This is a genomic window from Streptomyces sp. NPDC001514, assembly GCF_053597075.1.
The window spans coordinates 42,397-56,950 of record NZ_JBSFHO010000016.1; the positions used below are offsets into that span (position 1 = coordinate 42,397).

15 protein-coding genes and 1 riboswitch are annotated in these 14,554 nt (G+C 71.1%); of the genes, 6 read left to right on the forward strand and 9 right to left on the reverse strand.

Annotated features, from left to right (window positions below; all coding sequences use genetic code 11):
• The first annotated feature begins 16 nt into the window (after positions 1–16).
• The 3 genes from macS to ACWCXB_RS18615 all read left to right on the forward strand — a co-directional run bounded on the left by macS (position 17) and on the right by ACWCXB_RS18615 (position 3,063).
• Positions 17–1,225, forward strand: coding sequence for a MacS family sensor histidine kinase (macS, locus tag ACWCXB_RS18605; protein WP_450724092.1), 1,209 nt, complete (start codon positions 17–19; stop codon positions 1,223–1,225).
• The gene (locus ACWCXB_RS18610) at positions 1,226–1,897 is read left to right on the forward strand and encodes a response regulator (RefSeq protein ID WP_450724094.1); all 672 of its coding nucleotides are present in this window, start codon (positions 1,226–1,228) and stop codon (positions 1,895–1,897) included.
• 137 nt (positions 1,898–2,034) lie between these two features.
• Positions 2,035–3,063, forward strand: coding sequence for a 6-phosphofructokinase (locus ACWCXB_RS18615; protein WP_450724096.1), 1,029 nt, complete (start codon positions 2,035–2,037; stop codon positions 3,061–3,063).
• A 113-nt stretch (positions 3,064–3,176) separates the two neighbouring features.
• Here the strand turns inward: ACWCXB_RS18615 and ACWCXB_RS18620 are convergent, their stop codons facing one another.
• Together ACWCXB_RS18620 and ACWCXB_RS18625 are read right to left on the reverse strand one after the other, a co-directional pair.
• Positions 3,177–5,075: an anthranilate synthase family protein gene (locus tag ACWCXB_RS18620; protein WP_450724323.1), complete on the reverse strand. Its 1,899-nt coding sequence runs from the start codon at positions 5,073–5,075 to the stop codon at positions 3,177–3,179.
• A gap of 103 nt (positions 5,076–5,178) precedes the next feature.
• The gene (locus tag ACWCXB_RS18625) at positions 5,179–5,235 is read right to left on the reverse strand and encodes a trp operon leader peptide (protein WP_450724325.1); all 57 of its coding nucleotides are present in this window, start codon (positions 5,233–5,235) and stop codon (positions 5,179–5,181) included.
• A gap of 155 nt (positions 5,236–5,390) precedes the next feature.
• Here ACWCXB_RS18625 and ACWCXB_RS18630 point away from each other — a divergent pair, with 155 nt between their 5' ends.
• Both ACWCXB_RS18630 and ACWCXB_RS18635 read left to right on the forward strand, forming a co-directional pair.
• Positions 5,391–6,743, forward strand: coding sequence for a class II 3-deoxy-7-phosphoheptulonate synthase (locus ACWCXB_RS18630; RefSeq protein WP_450724098.1), 1,353 nt, complete (start codon positions 5,391–5,393; stop codon positions 6,741–6,743).
• 148 nt (positions 6,744–6,891) lie between these two features.
• The gene (locus ACWCXB_RS18635; RefSeq protein WP_450724100.1) at positions 6,892–7,146 is read left to right on the forward strand and encodes a (2Fe-2S)-binding protein; all 255 of its coding nucleotides are present in this window, start codon (positions 6,892–6,894) and stop codon (positions 7,144–7,146) included.
• Positions 7,147–7,207: 61 nt separating this feature from the next.
• Here ACWCXB_RS18635 and bfr read toward each other — a convergent pair whose 3' ends face one another.
• Complete coding sequence (gene bfr, locus ACWCXB_RS18640) at positions 7,208–7,687, reverse strand: bacterioferritin (protein WP_450724102.1); 480 nt, start codon at positions 7,685–7,687, stop codon at positions 7,208–7,210.
• 156 nt (positions 7,688–7,843) lie between these two features.
• Between bfr and ACWCXB_RS18645 the strand changes: the two genes are divergently transcribed.
• Positions 7,844–8,476: a sulfite oxidase-like oxidoreductase gene (locus tag ACWCXB_RS18645; protein WP_450724104.1), complete on the forward strand. Its 633-nt coding sequence runs from the start codon at positions 7,844–7,846 to the stop codon at positions 8,474–8,476.
• 4 nt (positions 8,477–8,480) lie between these two features.
• Here the strand turns inward: ACWCXB_RS18645 and ACWCXB_RS18650 are convergent, their stop codons facing one another.
• From ACWCXB_RS18650 to thiO, 6 genes are all read right to left on the reverse strand, one after another.
• Positions 8,481–9,059, reverse strand: coding sequence for a DUF4396 domain-containing protein (locus ACWCXB_RS18650; protein WP_450724106.1), 579 nt, complete (start codon positions 9,057–9,059; stop codon positions 8,481–8,483).
• Between the two features lie 69 nt (positions 9,060–9,128).
• Complete coding sequence (locus tag ACWCXB_RS18655) at positions 9,129–9,992, reverse strand: deoxyribonuclease IV (RefSeq protein WP_450724108.1); 864 nt, start codon at positions 9,990–9,992, stop codon at positions 9,129–9,131.
• A gap of 5 nt (positions 9,993–9,997) precedes the next feature.
• Positions 9,998–11,914 (reverse strand): Stk1 family PASTA domain-containing Ser/Thr kinase, encoded by a 1,917-nt coding sequence (gene pknB / locus ACWCXB_RS18660; RefSeq protein ID WP_450724110.1) that lies wholly within the window; start codon positions 11,912–11,914, stop codon positions 9,998–10,000.
• Between the two features lie 220 nt (positions 11,915–12,134).
• Entirely contained in the window at positions 12,135–12,929 is a 795-nt protein-coding gene (locus tag ACWCXB_RS18665; RefSeq protein WP_450724112.1) for a thiazole synthase, read from the reverse strand.
• Positions 12,930–12,937: 8 nt separating this feature from the next.
• A complete protein-coding gene (thiS, locus tag ACWCXB_RS18670; protein WP_450724114.1) occupies positions 12,938–13,150 on the reverse strand; it encodes a sulfur carrier protein ThiS in 213 nt (70 codons plus the stop codon).
• On the reverse strand, positions 13,147–14,400 hold the full coding sequence (gene thiO, locus ACWCXB_RS18675; protein WP_450724116.1) for a glycine oxidase ThiO: 1,254 nt from the start codon (positions 14,398–14,400) through the stop codon (positions 13,147–13,149). Before thiO ends, thiS begins: the two co-directional genes overlap by 4 nt.
• A riboswitch (TPP riboswitch) is annotated at positions 14,397–14,510 on the reverse strand. (Overlaps the previous gene by 4 nt.)
• Positions 14,511–14,554: the final 44 nt, after the last annotated feature.

The following is a 14,554-nucleotide window of genomic DNA, read 5'->3' on the forward strand; positions in this document are numbered from 1 at the left end:
ACGGGTTGGGGGGAACATGGCCAAGCGCGAGCGTGTCGTACGCATGTCGGTCGAGCTGCCGCTGTGGCGTGCGCTGACCGCCTACCGCGTGCTGACGATGGGATACGCGGTCCTGCTCTTCGTCTTCGGGCGGGACAGGTTCGAGCGCCCCTGGGTGGCCGTCGGCTTCCTCGCCTTCCTGGCCGTCTGGACCCTGGCCACCCTCCCGAAGGTGGCGAACGCGGCCAGTTGCACCAAGCGCTTCCTGGTCGCCGATCTCACCGTCGCGCTCGTCGGCATTCTCCTCACGCCCGTCGCCGACGCCCACGCCCAGCAGTTCGACGGCACGACCCTTCCGTCGATATGGACCGCGGGCGCGGTCCTCGCGTACGCGATCAAGGGCGGCTGGCGCTGGGCGGGCTTCGCGTCGTCCCTGGTCGCCGTCGCCAACATCATCGAGCGCGGCGAGCCCAGCCGGGACACATTCCACAACGTCCTGCTGGTCTGGGTCGCCTCCATCGCCATCGGTTACGTCGTCGAGGTCGCCCGCGCCTCCGAGCGCACCCTGGCCCGCGCCCTGGAGATCGAGGCGGCCACCCGGGAGCGGGAGCGGCTGGCCCGCGACATCCACGACGGCGTGCTGCAGGTGCTGGCGATGGTGCAGCGCCGCGGCACCGCGCTCGGCGGCGAGGCCGCTGAGCTGGGCCGGATGGCGGGCGAACAGGAGGTCGCCCTGCGCACCCTGGTCGCCGGGGGACTGGTGCCCGCCTCGCGCGTTTCGGAGGACGAGACACAGGGCGCGGTCGTACGGATCGTGGACGAGCCCGACGAACCGGACGACGCCGGCCCGTGCGATCTGCGCACGCTCCTCGCGCCGTACGCCGGATCGAGGGTCACCCTGTCCGAGCCGGGTGCCCCGGTGCCGCTGCCTCGGCCCGCGGCGAGGGAGCTCGCGGCCGCTGTCGGCGCCGCCCTGGACAATGTCCGCAGACATGCCGGTGACCAGGCGCAGGCGTGGATCCTGGTCGAGGACTGGCCGGGCGAGGTGATCGTGACGGTGCGGGACGACGGGCCCGGCATCCCTGAGGGGCGGCTCGCCCAGGCCGAGGGGGAGGGGCGGCTCGGTGTCGCGCTCTCGATCCGCGGCCGGCTGCGGGACATCGGGGGTACGGCCGAGCTGATCTCGGTCCCCGGCCAGGGCACGGAAGTCGAGTTGAAGGTTCCACGGGGGAAGGCGGTCAAGTAGATGAGCGAGCAGCCGATCAAGGTGATGGTGGTCGACGACCACCCGATGTGGCGGGACGCCGTCGCGCGCGATCTGGCCGAGTCCGGTTTCGACGTGGTCGCCACGGCGGGCGACGGCGAGCAGGCGGTGCGCCGCGCCCGGGCCGCCGCCCCGGACGTGCTCGTCCTCGACCTCAACCTGCCCGCCAAGCCCGGCGTTCAGGTGTGCAAGGAGCTCGTCGGATCGGACCCGGCCCTGCGGGTCCTGGTGCTCTCGGCGAGCGGTGAGCACGCCGACGTACTGGAGGCGGTGAAGTCGGGTGCGACCGGCTATCTGCTGAAGTCGGCCAGCACGGCGGAGCTCATCGACGCCGTGCGGCGGACCGCTGTCGGCGACCCGGTGTTCACCCCGGGCCTGGCCGGGCTGGTCCTCGGTGAGTACCGGCGGCTGGCCACCGACCCCGCCCCGTCCGCCGGACCCGACGAGCCGAAGGCGCCGCAGCTCACCGAGCGGGAGACGGAGGTGCTGCGGCTCGTCGCCAAGGGGCTCTCGTACAAGCAGATCGCCGAGCGCCTCGTCATCTCGCACCGCACCGTGCAGAACCACGTGCAGAACACGCTGGGCAAGCTCCAGCTGCACAACCGCGTGGAGCTCGTGCGGTACGCGATAGAGCGTGGCCTCGACGACGCCTGACCACTCGTTGGAGTGAATCGCCGGGCGTCAACAGACAGTCGCCGTACCGGAATTCACCTTTCGTACCGCCCCGGAGTGACCTGGGTCACTACTAGCGTGGCTCCCATATGTCACCACCGACGGCGAAGGGAACTTCCATGCGAGTCGGAGTACTGACCGGGGGCGGCGACTGCCCCGGCCTCAATGCGGTCATCCGCGGCATCGTCCGCAAGGGTGTCCAGGAGTACGGATACGAGTTCACCGGCTACCGGGACGGCTGGCGCGGCCCGCTCGAGGGCGACACCGTGCGGCTGGACATCCCCGCCGTGCGCGGCATCCTGCCGCGCGGCGGCACCATCCTCGGCTCCTCGCGCACCAACCCCCTCAAGCAGGAGGACGGTATCCGCCGCATCAAGGAGAACCTCGCCAAGCACGACGTCGAGGCGCTCATCGCGATCGGCGGCGAGGACACCCTCGGCGTCGCGGCCCGCCTCTCCGACGAATACGGCGTCAACTGCGTGGGCGTGCCGAAGACCATCGACAACGATCTGTCGGCCACGGACTACACCTTCGGCTTCGACACCGCCGTCGGCATCGCGACCGAGGCCATCGACCGGCTGCACACCACCGCCGAGTCGCACATGCGTGTCCTCGTCGTCGAGGTGATGGGCCGTCACGCCGGCTGGATCGCCCTGCACTCGGGACTGGCCGGCGGGGCGAACGTCATCCTGATCCCGGAGCAGCGCTTCGACGTCGACCAGGTGTGCGCGTGGGTCACCTCGCGCTTCCGTGCCTCGTACGCGCCGATCGTCGTCGTCGCGGAGGGTGCGATGCCCAAGGACGGCGACATGGTGCTGAAGGACGGGACGCTCGACTCCTTCGGGCATGTGCGGCTGTCGGGCGTCGGCGAGTGGCTGGCCAAGGAGATCGAGAAGCGCACGGGCAAGGAGGCCAGGACGACGGTCCTGGGCCACGTCCAGCGCGGGGGCACCCCGAGCGCCTTCGACCGCTGGCTGGCCACGCGCTTCGGGCTCCACGCGATCGACGCGGTGCGGGACGGCGACTACGGGAAGATGGTGGCGCTGCGGGGCACGGACATCGTCCGTGTCCAGATCGCCGAGGCAACGGCGAAGCTGAAGACGGTCGACCCGTCGCTGTACGAGGAGGTCGGCGTCTTCTTCGGCTGACCGGACGGGGGCGCCTTGCGCCTCAATCGCCTGACGGGCTCGTGGTGAGCCCGTCCGGCGACCGAGGACGGACACGCGGGCCCACCCTGCGGTACCGGGCAAGCCTCCCACCGCTACGCCGATGGCTGCCGCACCACCCCCGTGAGCAGCGATCGCACGATCTCCGGGCCGCGCAGCGTGAGTACGGACTCGGGGTGGAACTGGACGCCCGCGAAGCCCGGGCCCCGCAGGGCGTGGACCTCGTCCGTCGCCGGGTCGCGGGCGACCTCGACCCCACGCGCGGACAGTCCGGCCACGGCCTTCTCGCCGCACACCGCCGTGAAGCTGTTGTAGAAGCCGACCGTCTCCTCGCTGCCGAAGAGGTCGATCGTCACCTGGGCCCCCTGGAAGGGGGCTTCCTTGCGGGCGAGCTCCAGGCCCAGCTCCGCCGCGATCAGCTCATGGCCGAGGCAGACCCCGAGCAGACCGCCCCGGTGCCCGCGCACCAGCTCCGCCGCCAGCGACCGCAGGAAGCGCATCTTCGGGTCGGCGGCGTCGGCGGGATCACCCGGCCCCGGCCCCAGGACCACCGGCCCCTCGTGGGCGAGTGCCGCCTCCCGGACGCCCGGCTCGTCGTAGCGGCGTACGGTCACGTCGAGCCCGGCCCCGCGCAGCAGATGGGCGAGCATCGCCGTGAAGGTGTCCTCGGCGTCCACCACCAGGGCGTGGCCCGCCACCTCCTCGGGCCGGGACTGCATCTTCAGCCAGAACGGCGCCAGATCGGCCCGCCGGGCGTCGAGGGCCACCCGCACCCGGGGGTCGTCGGCCAGCCGGGGCGGCCGTACGGATTCGTCGCGCGGCCGTCCCGCCCGGACCCCCAGCGCGGCCAGCACCCCCGCCGCCTTGGCGTGCGTCTCGGCGACCTCGGACAGCGGCTCCGAATGGCGGACGAGCGTGGCGCCCACCGGGACGCGCACCTCGCCGCTCGCCGAGACGTCGGCCGTACGGATCAGAATGGGCGAATCCAGCGTCTGCGCCCCGCCCGCATCCCGCCCGAGCAGCGCCAGCGCGCCCGCGTAGTAGCCGCGCCCGCCGGTCTCGTGCCGCTCGATCACCCGGCAGGCGTTCTGCACCGGCGAGCCGGTGACGGTCGCCGCGAACATCGTCTCGCGCAGCACGTCCCGGACATCGAGCGAGGACCGGCCGCGCAGCTCGTACTCGGTGTGGGCGAGATGGGCCATCTCCTTCAGCCGGGGCCCGATCACCACCCCGCCCATGTCGCCCACCGTGCACATCATCTTCAGCTCCTCGTCGACGACCATGGAGAGCTCGTCGGTCTCCTTCCGGTCGGCGAGGAAGTCGAGCAGATGTTCCGCAGACGGCCCGGCGGCCGGATAGCGGTACGTGCCGCTGATCGGGTTCATCACGACGGTGCCTCCCGACATGCGGACATGCACCTCAGGGCTGGCCCCGACCAGTGTGCGCTCCCCGGTGTGCACGACGAACGTCCAGTACGCGCCGCGCTCGCCCGCGAGCAGCCGACGGAAGAGGGCGAGGGCGTCGGCCCGCCCGAAGCCGGGGATCTCGCCGTTCCAGGTCCGCCTGATGACGAAGTTCGCGCCCTCGCCACGGCCGATCTCGTCCTCGACGACCCGGCGGACGGTCTCGGCGTACTCCTCGTCACCGATGTCGAAGCCACCCCGCTCGACCCGCACGTCATGAGCGGGCAGCCGCTCGAGCACCTCGGACAGCGGCAGCTCGTGCGCCTCGTCGGCGACCAGCACCGCGAGCGGCGTCCCGTCGTCCCGTACGTCGAAGCCGCGCTCCCTGATCTGACGGAAGGGCACGAGCGCGAGCGAGGGCAGATCGCCGACCGGGATGTCGGCGAGCCGCTCCGCTTCGCGGACGCGGCCGATCAGCACCTCGACGGTGTCCTGGTCGCGGCCCGGGGTGCGGCGGCGCAGCAGGGCGAAGGCAGGACAGCCGGCATCGGCATCGGTATCGGCGTCCAGCAGTCTGCTGATGATGTGCATCCGGTGCATGGGTTCGGGTTCCTTCCGTGGCGGAGGGAACGACCCGTACGAACGAGAAAGGCCGCCCCTCGGGCGGCCTTCGCGAACTTCCGTGTACGCGCAGTCAGTGGGCCGCCGGTTGAGCGGTCCACCACCAGTTCTGGGTCGCGTGCACGAACATGGCGCCGACCCTAACCCATCCGCCCGCGTCACCGCAGCGCGTTCCACGAGGGCGCGGCCACGGCCGGCCTTCAGACGTGCCGGGACATTCCGGGCGCTGTCTCAGTCATTGGGCACCGGCAGGGAGCGCTCGGCCGACCCCGTAATGTGGTGTTCGTGACCGTGAACGCTAAGACCACCGCAAGCGGTGGCAACACCTGGCGAAACCTGCCCGCGGCGCAGCAGCCCGAGTACCCCGATGCCGAGGCTCTGCGCGATGTGATCGCGGACCTCGAGTCGTATCCGCCGCTCGTCTTCGCGGGCGAGTGCGACCAGCTGCGCGCCCGGATGGGAGCCGTCGCCAAGGGCGAGGCGTTCCTGCTCCAGGGCGGCGACTGCGCCGAGGCCTTCGACGCCGTGTCCGCCGACCACATCCGTAACAAGCTCAAGACCCTGCTCCAGATGGGTGCGGTGCTCACGTACGCCGCGTCCGTGCCGGTCGTGAAGGTCGGCCGGATCGCCGGCCAGTACTCGAAGCCGCGCTCCAAGCCGACCGAGACCCGCGACGGCGTGACGCTCCCGACCTACCGGGGCGACTCCGTCAACGGCTTCGACTTCACCGAGAAGGCCCGCGTCCCGGACCCCGAGCGGCTGAAGCGGATGTACAACGCGTCCGCCTCGACGCTCAACCTGGTGCGCGCCTTCACCACCGGTGGCTACGCCGACCTGCGCCAGGTGCACGCCTGGAACCAGGACTTCGTGAAGTCGTCCCCGTCCGGGCAGCGCTACGAGCAGCTCGCGCGCGAGATCGACAACGCGCTGAACTTCATGAAGGCCTGTGGCACCGACCCGGCCGAGTTCCGCACGGTCGAGTTCTACGCATCGCACGAGGCCCTGCTGCTCGACTACGAGTCGGCGCTGACCCGTGTGGACTCGCGTTCCGGACAGCTGTACGACACGTCGGGCCACATGGTCTGGATCGGTGAGCGCACCCGCCAGCTGGACGGGGCGCACATCGAGTTCGCGTCGAAGATCCGTAACCCGATCGGTGTGAAGCTCGGCCCGACGACCACGGTCGACGAGGCGCTGCAGTACATCGACAAGCTGGACCCGGAGCGCGAGCCCGGCCGGCTGACCTTCATCGTCCGCATGGGCGCCGACAAGGTCCGGGACAAGCTCCCGGAGCTGGTCGAGAAGGTCACGGCGTCCGGCGCGACGGTGGCCTGGGTGACCGACCCGATGCACGGCAACACCTTCGAGGCCGCCTCCGGCCACAAGACGCGTCGCTTCGACGACGTGCTCGACGAGGTCAAGGGCTTCTTCGAGGTCCACAAGGCCCTGGGCACCCACCCGGGCGGTATCCATGTGGAGCTGACCGGCGACGATGTCACCGAGTGCGTGGGCGGCGGCGACGAGATCTTCGTCGACGATCTTCACCAGCGCTACGAGACGGCCTGCGACCCCCGGCTGAACCGCAGCCAGTCGCTGGACCTTGCGTTCCTGGTGGCGGAGATGTACCGCGACCAGTGAGCCACTGACGTACGGCGTGGGGCGCGGATCCATGTGATCCGCGCCCCACAGTCGTACGGGGGGCTTTTACGACCGGAGGGCGGCGGGTAAGGTTAGGTTAGCCTCACCGATCAATCGGGACGGCACCACTTATCGATCCCGCCGGGAGGTGAACCGCGTGTACGTCTGCTCGTGCTTCGGCATCACGGAGAAGCAGGTCAAGGAGCACGCGGAGGCCGGCGCTTGCACCCCCCGCCAGATCGCCTCGGTCTCCAAGGCCGGCACGGACTGCGGATCGTGTGTGCGCCGCATCCAGGGGATCCTCGGCCGCGGCACCTGCCCCCGCCGCGAGCTGCTCGAGCAGGGCATGCCCGCCCTCACGGCCGACGCCGAGCAGGACCCCGCACTCAGCGAAGCCGCCTAGGGGGGTGTCCGGCCCCGCTCGGCGGGGCCGCCCGGCACGCTCGGCGAAAGCCGCCGGCCTTCTAGCTCTCCGGCTGTTCGATGATCTGCGCGATGTAGAGCGGCTCACCGAGCTTCTCGACCAGCTCCAGCTGGGTGTCGAGATAGTCGATGTGGTGCTCCTCGTCCGCAAGGATCATCTCGAAGATGTTCGCGGACGTGATGTCGCCCTTGTTCCGCATGACCTCGATCCCGCGCCTCAGCCGGTCGATCGCCTCGACCTCGATCTGCCGGTCGGCCTGGAACATCTCCGTGACCGTCTGCCCGATCCGGACGTGGAAGAGCCGCTGGTAGTTCGGCAGGCCATCGAGGAAGAGGATCCGGTCGGTCAGGACCTCCGCGTGCTTCATCTCGTCGAACGACTCGGCCCGGGTGTACTTGGCGAGCTTCGTCCAGCCGAGGTTCTCCTGCATCTTCGCGTGCAGGAAGTACTGGTTGATCGCGGTCAATTCGGCAGTCAGCTGCTCATTGAGGAACTCGATGACCTCGGGGTCGCCCTGCATCGCAGAGGCTCCTTCCGCGCGTGTGACTGGGGCAGGATGCGCGCATCCTCGCATCGTGATCGAGGGGCGTCCAGTAAGTACATGCTTAGTAGGAGTTGCCCGAATCGGCCCAGACCTGGTCATGACCACCCCTCGCGGTCTGTCACCATTGAAGGCATGGGTCAGCCGGAGAGCCGGGAATTTCGCGAGTCAGAGCAGTCCGCGCTCCCTCCGGGGCAGCGACTGCAGCGTGGCTGGCCCGTCACCCACTACGGGCCCGTACCCAAGTTCAAGCCGGACCGCTGGGAGTTCCGCGTCTTCGGGGCGACGGCCGACGGCGACAAGCACTGCTGGAACCACGAGGAGTTCTCGGCCCTGCCGTTCGCCACGGTCGTGGCCGATCTGCACTGCGTGACGAAATTCAGCATGCTGGGGGCCGAATGGGGAGGGGTCCCCGCCCGTACGATCGTCGAGCTCGCCCCGCCGGCGCCGTCGGTCACCCATGTCATGGTGTGGGCCGAGTACGGCTTCAGCGCCAATATGCGGCTCTCCGACTTCCTCTCCGAGCGCACGATTTTCGCCACCCACAAGGACGGCGAACTCCTCACCGCCGAGCACGGTTTCCCGCTGCGGCTGGTCGTACCGCATCTGTACGCCTGGAAGGGCCCGAAATGGGTGCGGGGCGTGGAGTACATGACCGCCGACCGCCGCGGCTTCTGGGAGGAGCGGGGGTACCACAACCTCGGCGATCCCTGGCGGGAGCAGCGCTACTCCTACCAGGAAGAGCCGGGGGACGGTCCCGAGTTCTAGGCTTTCAGTCGCTCATGTGGTGGTACTGGTGGACCACCGCGTGGCCCTTGCCGCGGCCGATCATCCACTTGTTGACCGGAGTGGTGACCAGGAAGGCGACGAGGAGGGCGAAGGCCAGGGCGCCCCAGAAGAGGGCGTCGGTGACGTGGGCGTTCATCGCGCCCGGCACGACCAGCAGGACGCCGTTGTCGACGATCTCCATCACCAGGATGGAGACGGTGTCCGCGGCGAGGGCGACGCCGATGGCGGCCTTCAGCGGGAGCCCCGCGCGCAGGACCGGCGAGATGGTCAGCGAGTAGCCGAAGACGAACGCCAGGACGATCGCGAGGGCCATCGTCGGGGTGTTGCCCCAGCCGAGGGCCGTGCCGATGATCATGCCGAGGACCTCGCCGATGGCGCAGCCGGTGAGGCAGTGGAGGGTGGCCCTGGCGGCCATGGACCAGCCGGCTCCGCCGCCGTGCCCGTTGAGGCCGGGGCCGCCGTGACCGTCGTGGCCGCCGTGACCGTGGTGCGCGCCGTGCTCATGGCCGGCGTGAGTGTCCTGTGCGGTGTGACCGTGGTGCGTGTGTGCCTCGTACGTCATGAGAGAACTCCCGTAGCAAGGTAACCGTTCCTGCCCACATAAGAACGGTATACCCCCCAGGGGTATTCCTCAAGGGTGATCCGGTGAGCGGAGCCCCTTCAGTCGCGCCACATCCGCCGCGTACGCCTCCTTGGGCCCGGGCGTCTCGATGATCAGCGGTACGCCCTCGGTCGCCGGATGCGTCATCAGTGCCCGGAACGGCTCCTCACCTATCCGACCTGCGCCGATGTTCGCGTGACGGTCCTTGCGGGCCCCCACCGCGTCCTTGGAGTCGTTCGCGTGGATCAGCTTCAGCCGTCCCTCGCCGACGGTCTCCACCAGCAGATCCAGGGTCTCCTTCACCCCGCCCGGCGCCGCCAGATCGTGCCCGGCCGCGAAGATGTGGCAGGTGTCCAGGCAGATGCCCAGCTTGGGGTGGGCATCCAGGGCCTCGAAGTACGGACCGAAGTCCCAGGTCCTGGAGCAGAGCGAGAATCCCTGCCCGGCCGTCGATTCCAGCAGCAGGAAGGGGTCGTCGTCGTGGGTCAGCTCGTCGAGCAGCGGCAGCACCAGCTCCCGTGCCTGTGCGAGGGCCACCTCGCGCGAGCGGCCGCCGGTCGCCGAGCCGGTGTGCACCACCACACCCAGCGCGCCGATCTCGCGGCCCCGGCGCAGGGAGTGCCTCAGCGACTCCACGGACCTCTCGGCGGTCGCCTCGGTGTGCGAGCCGAAGTTGATCAGATACGGGGCGTGGACGTACGCCGGTATCCCCTCGGCCGCACACTCCGCCCGGAACTGTTCGTCCTGCGCCGGGTTCCCGGCGGGCGTCGCCCAGCCGCGCGGATTGGCGACGAAGACCTGGACGGTCTCCGCGCCGATCTCCCGTGCATACGTCAGACCGGTCCTGGCGAGTCCGCCTGCCACCGGAACATGGGCGCCGACAGGGTTGCGCATCGGCTCTAGAGTCCCTTGGTCTTGATGGTGATCGTGCTGCCCTCGGGGGCCTGCCCGCCGCCCGCGACCGACTGACTCTCGATCTTGTTGCCGAGGAAGGGGAAGTTGCGTTCGACCTTGACCTCGAAGCCCGCCTTCTCCAGCTCGTGGCGCGCGGAGGCGATCGTCTCGCCCGTGACGTCCGGGACGTCGATCATGCGCGGGCCCTTGGAGACGGTGAGGGTGACCGTGTCGCCCTTCGCGGCCTGCCCGCCCTCGGCCGGGGACTGCGCGGCGACGGTGCCGGCCTCCTCGGGCGAGTTGACGCGCCCGGCGGCGACCTCGACCTTCAGCCCGGCTTCCTGCAGAGTGCTCGTCGCGTGCTCGACGGACTCGCCGGTCACGTCCGGTACGTCGATGGGGGCGCCCTTGCTGACGACGAGCGCGACCGCGGAGTCGGCGCGGCGGTCGGTTCCGGCTGCCGGGTCCGAGCCGATCACGGTTCCCTGCGCGGCGTTCTGGCTGAAGTCCTTGGTGATCACGCCCGGGGCCAGCCCCACCTTGCGCAGGGCGTTCTTCGCCTCGGCAAGGGTCATCCCTTCGACCTCCGGGACCTTGACGATCTCGGGGCCCCGGGAGACGACGAGCGTGACCGAGCCGTTGTCGCGGATGCGCTGACCGGGATCGGGGTCGATGTCCATGACGGTGCCACGCCGGTAGACATCGCTGAAGCCCTGCTCGGTCCGCTCGACCTCGAGTCCGGTGTCGGCGAGGCGCTTCTTGGCGGCGGCCTCGGTCTGGCCGAGGACAGGGGGGACGCGGGTGAACTGTCCGGAGTTGATGTACCAGACGCCGCCCGCGCCGAGGAGCAGCAGGGCGGCGACGACGGCGGCGATGACGCCGCGCCGGGGCGCCCGGGCGGGGCGCACCGAGGTCTGCGGGGGCGGCGGAGGCGGCATCTCCAGCCGGCTGGTCTGCTGGACCTGCTGGACCGCGGCCCGGGGGAGCACGCTCGTACGGTCCTCGGCGCCCGCGGCTCCCCCGGCGCCGTCGGGGTCCGCGGTCCGCGCCTGCGGCGGCAGGGCGTCGAGCTGGTCGTCCCCGAGGGCGGCGCGCGCCTCGCGGGTCCGCGCGAGCAGCGCGACGGCGTCGTACGGCCGGACGTCAGGGTTACGGGCGGTCGCGCCCGCGACCAGTTGGTCCAGCTCCGGCGCGAGCCCGGGTACGGCGGCGGACGGGGCCGGCACGTCCTCGTTGAGGTGCTGGTAGAGAACCTGGGCGGGCGTGTCGCCCCCGTACGGCTTGGCGCCGGTGAGCATCTCGTACAGGACGACACCGCAGGCGTAGACGTCGGCGCGCGTGTCGGCGGTGCCGGACTCGATCTGCTCGGGCGCGAGGTACGACACGGTCCCGAGGACCGAGCCCGTGGTGTTCGTCACGGCGCCCACCGCCCGGACCAACCCGAAATCGGCGACCTTGACCCGGCCGTCGTCGCCGATCAGGACGTTCTCCGGCTTCATGTCCCGGTGCACGAACCCGGCGCGGTGCGCCGCCCCGAGCGCGGCCAGCACCGGCTCCAGAATGTCGAGCGCGGCCCGCGGCTGGAGCGCGCCGCGTTCGCGCAGCACGTCACGGAGAGTGCATCCGGCGACGTACTCCATCGCGAGATAGACGTACGCACCCTGCGCGCCCTGGTCGTACACCCCCACCACATTGGGGTGCGACAGCCGCGCCACGGACTTCGCCTCGCGGATGAACCGCTCCACGAAGGACACGTCCGACGCGAGCGCCGGATGCATCACCTTGAGAGCGAGTACCCGGTCGAGACGGGTGTCCACGGCCCGGTAGACCGTGGCCATCCCACCGACGGCGATGCGCGCGTCGACGCGGTAGCGGCCGTCGAGCAGCTGCCCGACGAGGGGGTCCTGAAGCGTCGTATCCACGCAGCGAGTCTACGAGCCGCGCCACGCAACCCGGCCACCTCGGGCCCGGCCCGGGCCCGGACTGCAGCGCACCTGTGACCCGCGGGTTGCCGTTGCGGGGCGCCTGCGGCGGGCTCACCCGGCGGTGCCGGGGCACCCGCCGGCCCGTCCGGCGTGTGAGGACGGACACGCGGGCCCGCCCGGTGGTGCCGGGGACCCCGGGGCAGCCCGGGCTGCGGGCTCAGAACGCCGGGCGCTCCGGGTCCAGGGCCGCCCGGCCCTCCACCGGCGACGACGCCTCCGCGAAGTGGCGCCGCGGGATACGACCCGCCCGATGGGCCAGCCGGCCCGCCTCGACGGCGTGGCGCATCGCCTCGGCCATGAGGGCGGGCTCCTGGGCCCGCGTGACCGCGGAAGCGAGCATCACCGCCGCACACCCCAGCTCCATCGCCAGCGCCGCGTCCGACGCCGTGCCCGCCCCCGCGTCCAGGATCACCGGGACGCTCGCCTGATCGGCGATGAGCTGGAAGTTGTGCGGGTTGCGGATCCCGAGCCCGGACCCGATGGGCGAGCCCAGCGGCATGATCGCCGCGCAGCCCACCTCTTCCAGCTTCCGCGCCAGTACCGGGTCGTCGTTCGTGTACGGCAGCACGGTGAAGCCGTCGTCGACCAGCACCTCCGCCGCGTCCAGCAGCTCGATCGGGTCGGGCAGGAGCGTGCGCTCGTCCGCGACGACCTCCAGCTTGATCCAGTGCGTGCCGAGGGCCTCGCGCGCGAGCCGCGCGGTCAGCACGGCCTCGCCCGCCGTGAAGCAGCCCGCCGTGTTCGGCAGGACCTGGATGCCCAGCCGGTTGAGCACGGACAGGACGGACCCCTGCACGGTCGGGTCGAGGCGGCGCATCGCCACCGTCGTGAGCTCCGTACCGCTCGCGATCAGCGAGCGCTCCAGTACGTCGAGGCTCGGCGCCCCGCCCGTACCCATGATCAGACGGGACGAGAACTCCACCCCGCCCAGCACAAAACGGTCATCCGCCATGGTCTCGGTCACCCTCCCTGCACCGCGGTGAGGACCTCGACCCGGTCGCCCTCGCCGAGCAGCGTCCCGGACCACTCGCCCCGCGGGACGACGGTCTCGTTCACGGCCGCCGCGATCCCGGACGGCGCCGCCGTCAGCGTCGCGACCAGCGCATCCAGCGTGGTGCCTGCCGCGATGTCCCGCGGCTCTCCGTTCACGGAGACGGTCGTGGACCCGGTCATGCGGACAACTCCTGACGTACGGGAGAGAAGCGGCGAGGGGTGAAGAGGTGTGCCTCTTCCGGCAGTTCCCCGGTGACCAGCGCATGTGCCATCACATCGCCCGTCACCGGCGTGAGCAGCACGCCGTTGCGGTAGTGCCCGGTCGCCAGCAGCAGCCCGGGCAGCTCCGTCGGCCCGAGCAGCGGCGCGTTGTCCGGCGACCCCGGCCGCAGGCCCGCGCGCGTCTCGGTCAGCGGCAGCTCGGTGATGCCAGGGACCAGCTCGTGCGCGTCGCGCAGCAGCTCGTACACCCCGCCCGCCGTGACCGTCGTGTCCCAGCCGAGCTCCTCGCTCGTCGCGCCCACCACCAGCTCGCCGTTCTCGCGCGGCACGAGATACACGTGACTGCCGCGCACCACGGCCCGTACCGTCCGTGACAGGAACGGCGCGTACGGACGCGGCACGGTCAGCCGCAGCACCTGCCCCTTCACCGGCCGGACCGGCGGCAGCACCTCCTCCGGTACGCCGCCCAGCCGGCCGCTCAGACTGCCCCCGGCCAGCACCACCTGCTCCGCCGCCACCTCGCGGCCCCCGTCGAGTACGGCTCCGGCCGCCCGGCCCCGTACCACCGACAGCCGCTCGACCCGGTCGCGGTGAAACGCCACCCCCGCCCGCTCGCACGCCACGACCAGGGCCTTGGCCAGCCGCCGCGGATCGATCTGGTGGTCGCCGTCCACCCGCAGCCCGCCGCGCACGCCGGGCGCAAGCATCGGCTCGAGGCGTCGGCACTCCCGGCCGGTGAGCCACTCCGACTCCAGCCCGGAGCGGCGCTGCAACGCGTGCAGTTCGCGCAGATGCGCCCGGTCGTCCGCGTCGAGCGCGACGGCGAGCGTCCCGCACCGGCGATATCCGGTGTCCTGCCCGCTCGCCTCCTCCAGCTCCGCGACGAAGTCCGGATAGCGCCGGGCGGAGGCGAGATTGAGGCCGAGGAGCGTCTCCTCGCCGTAGTGGAGCTCCGTGACGGCCGCGAGCATGCCCGCCGCGACCTGTGCGGCCCCGCCGCCGGGCTCGGGGTCGGCGAGCGCAGTGTCCAGCCCGCGCTGTGCCGCTCGCCAGGCCGTGACGAGGCCGATGATTCCGCCCCCGACGACAAGAACGTCCGCCTTCGTCGGTGAATGTCCTGTCGGTGAAGGCCCCGTCGGTGAAGGCCCTGTCGGTGGATGTCCTGTCGGTGAATGCGCCGTACGTGAATGCCGCGTACGCGGATGCATGGCGTCCAGACCCTCCCTTCGCCGGCATGACCCGGATCAGGTTCGTACGGTCGGAGGCCGCCCCAGCCTCCCTCTCAGCCCGGTGCGTCCGGGCTCCCGCGAGTAGCAGTACGGTGGCCAGCCTAACCCCCGCCCCCAACTCGCAGTAAGGGAG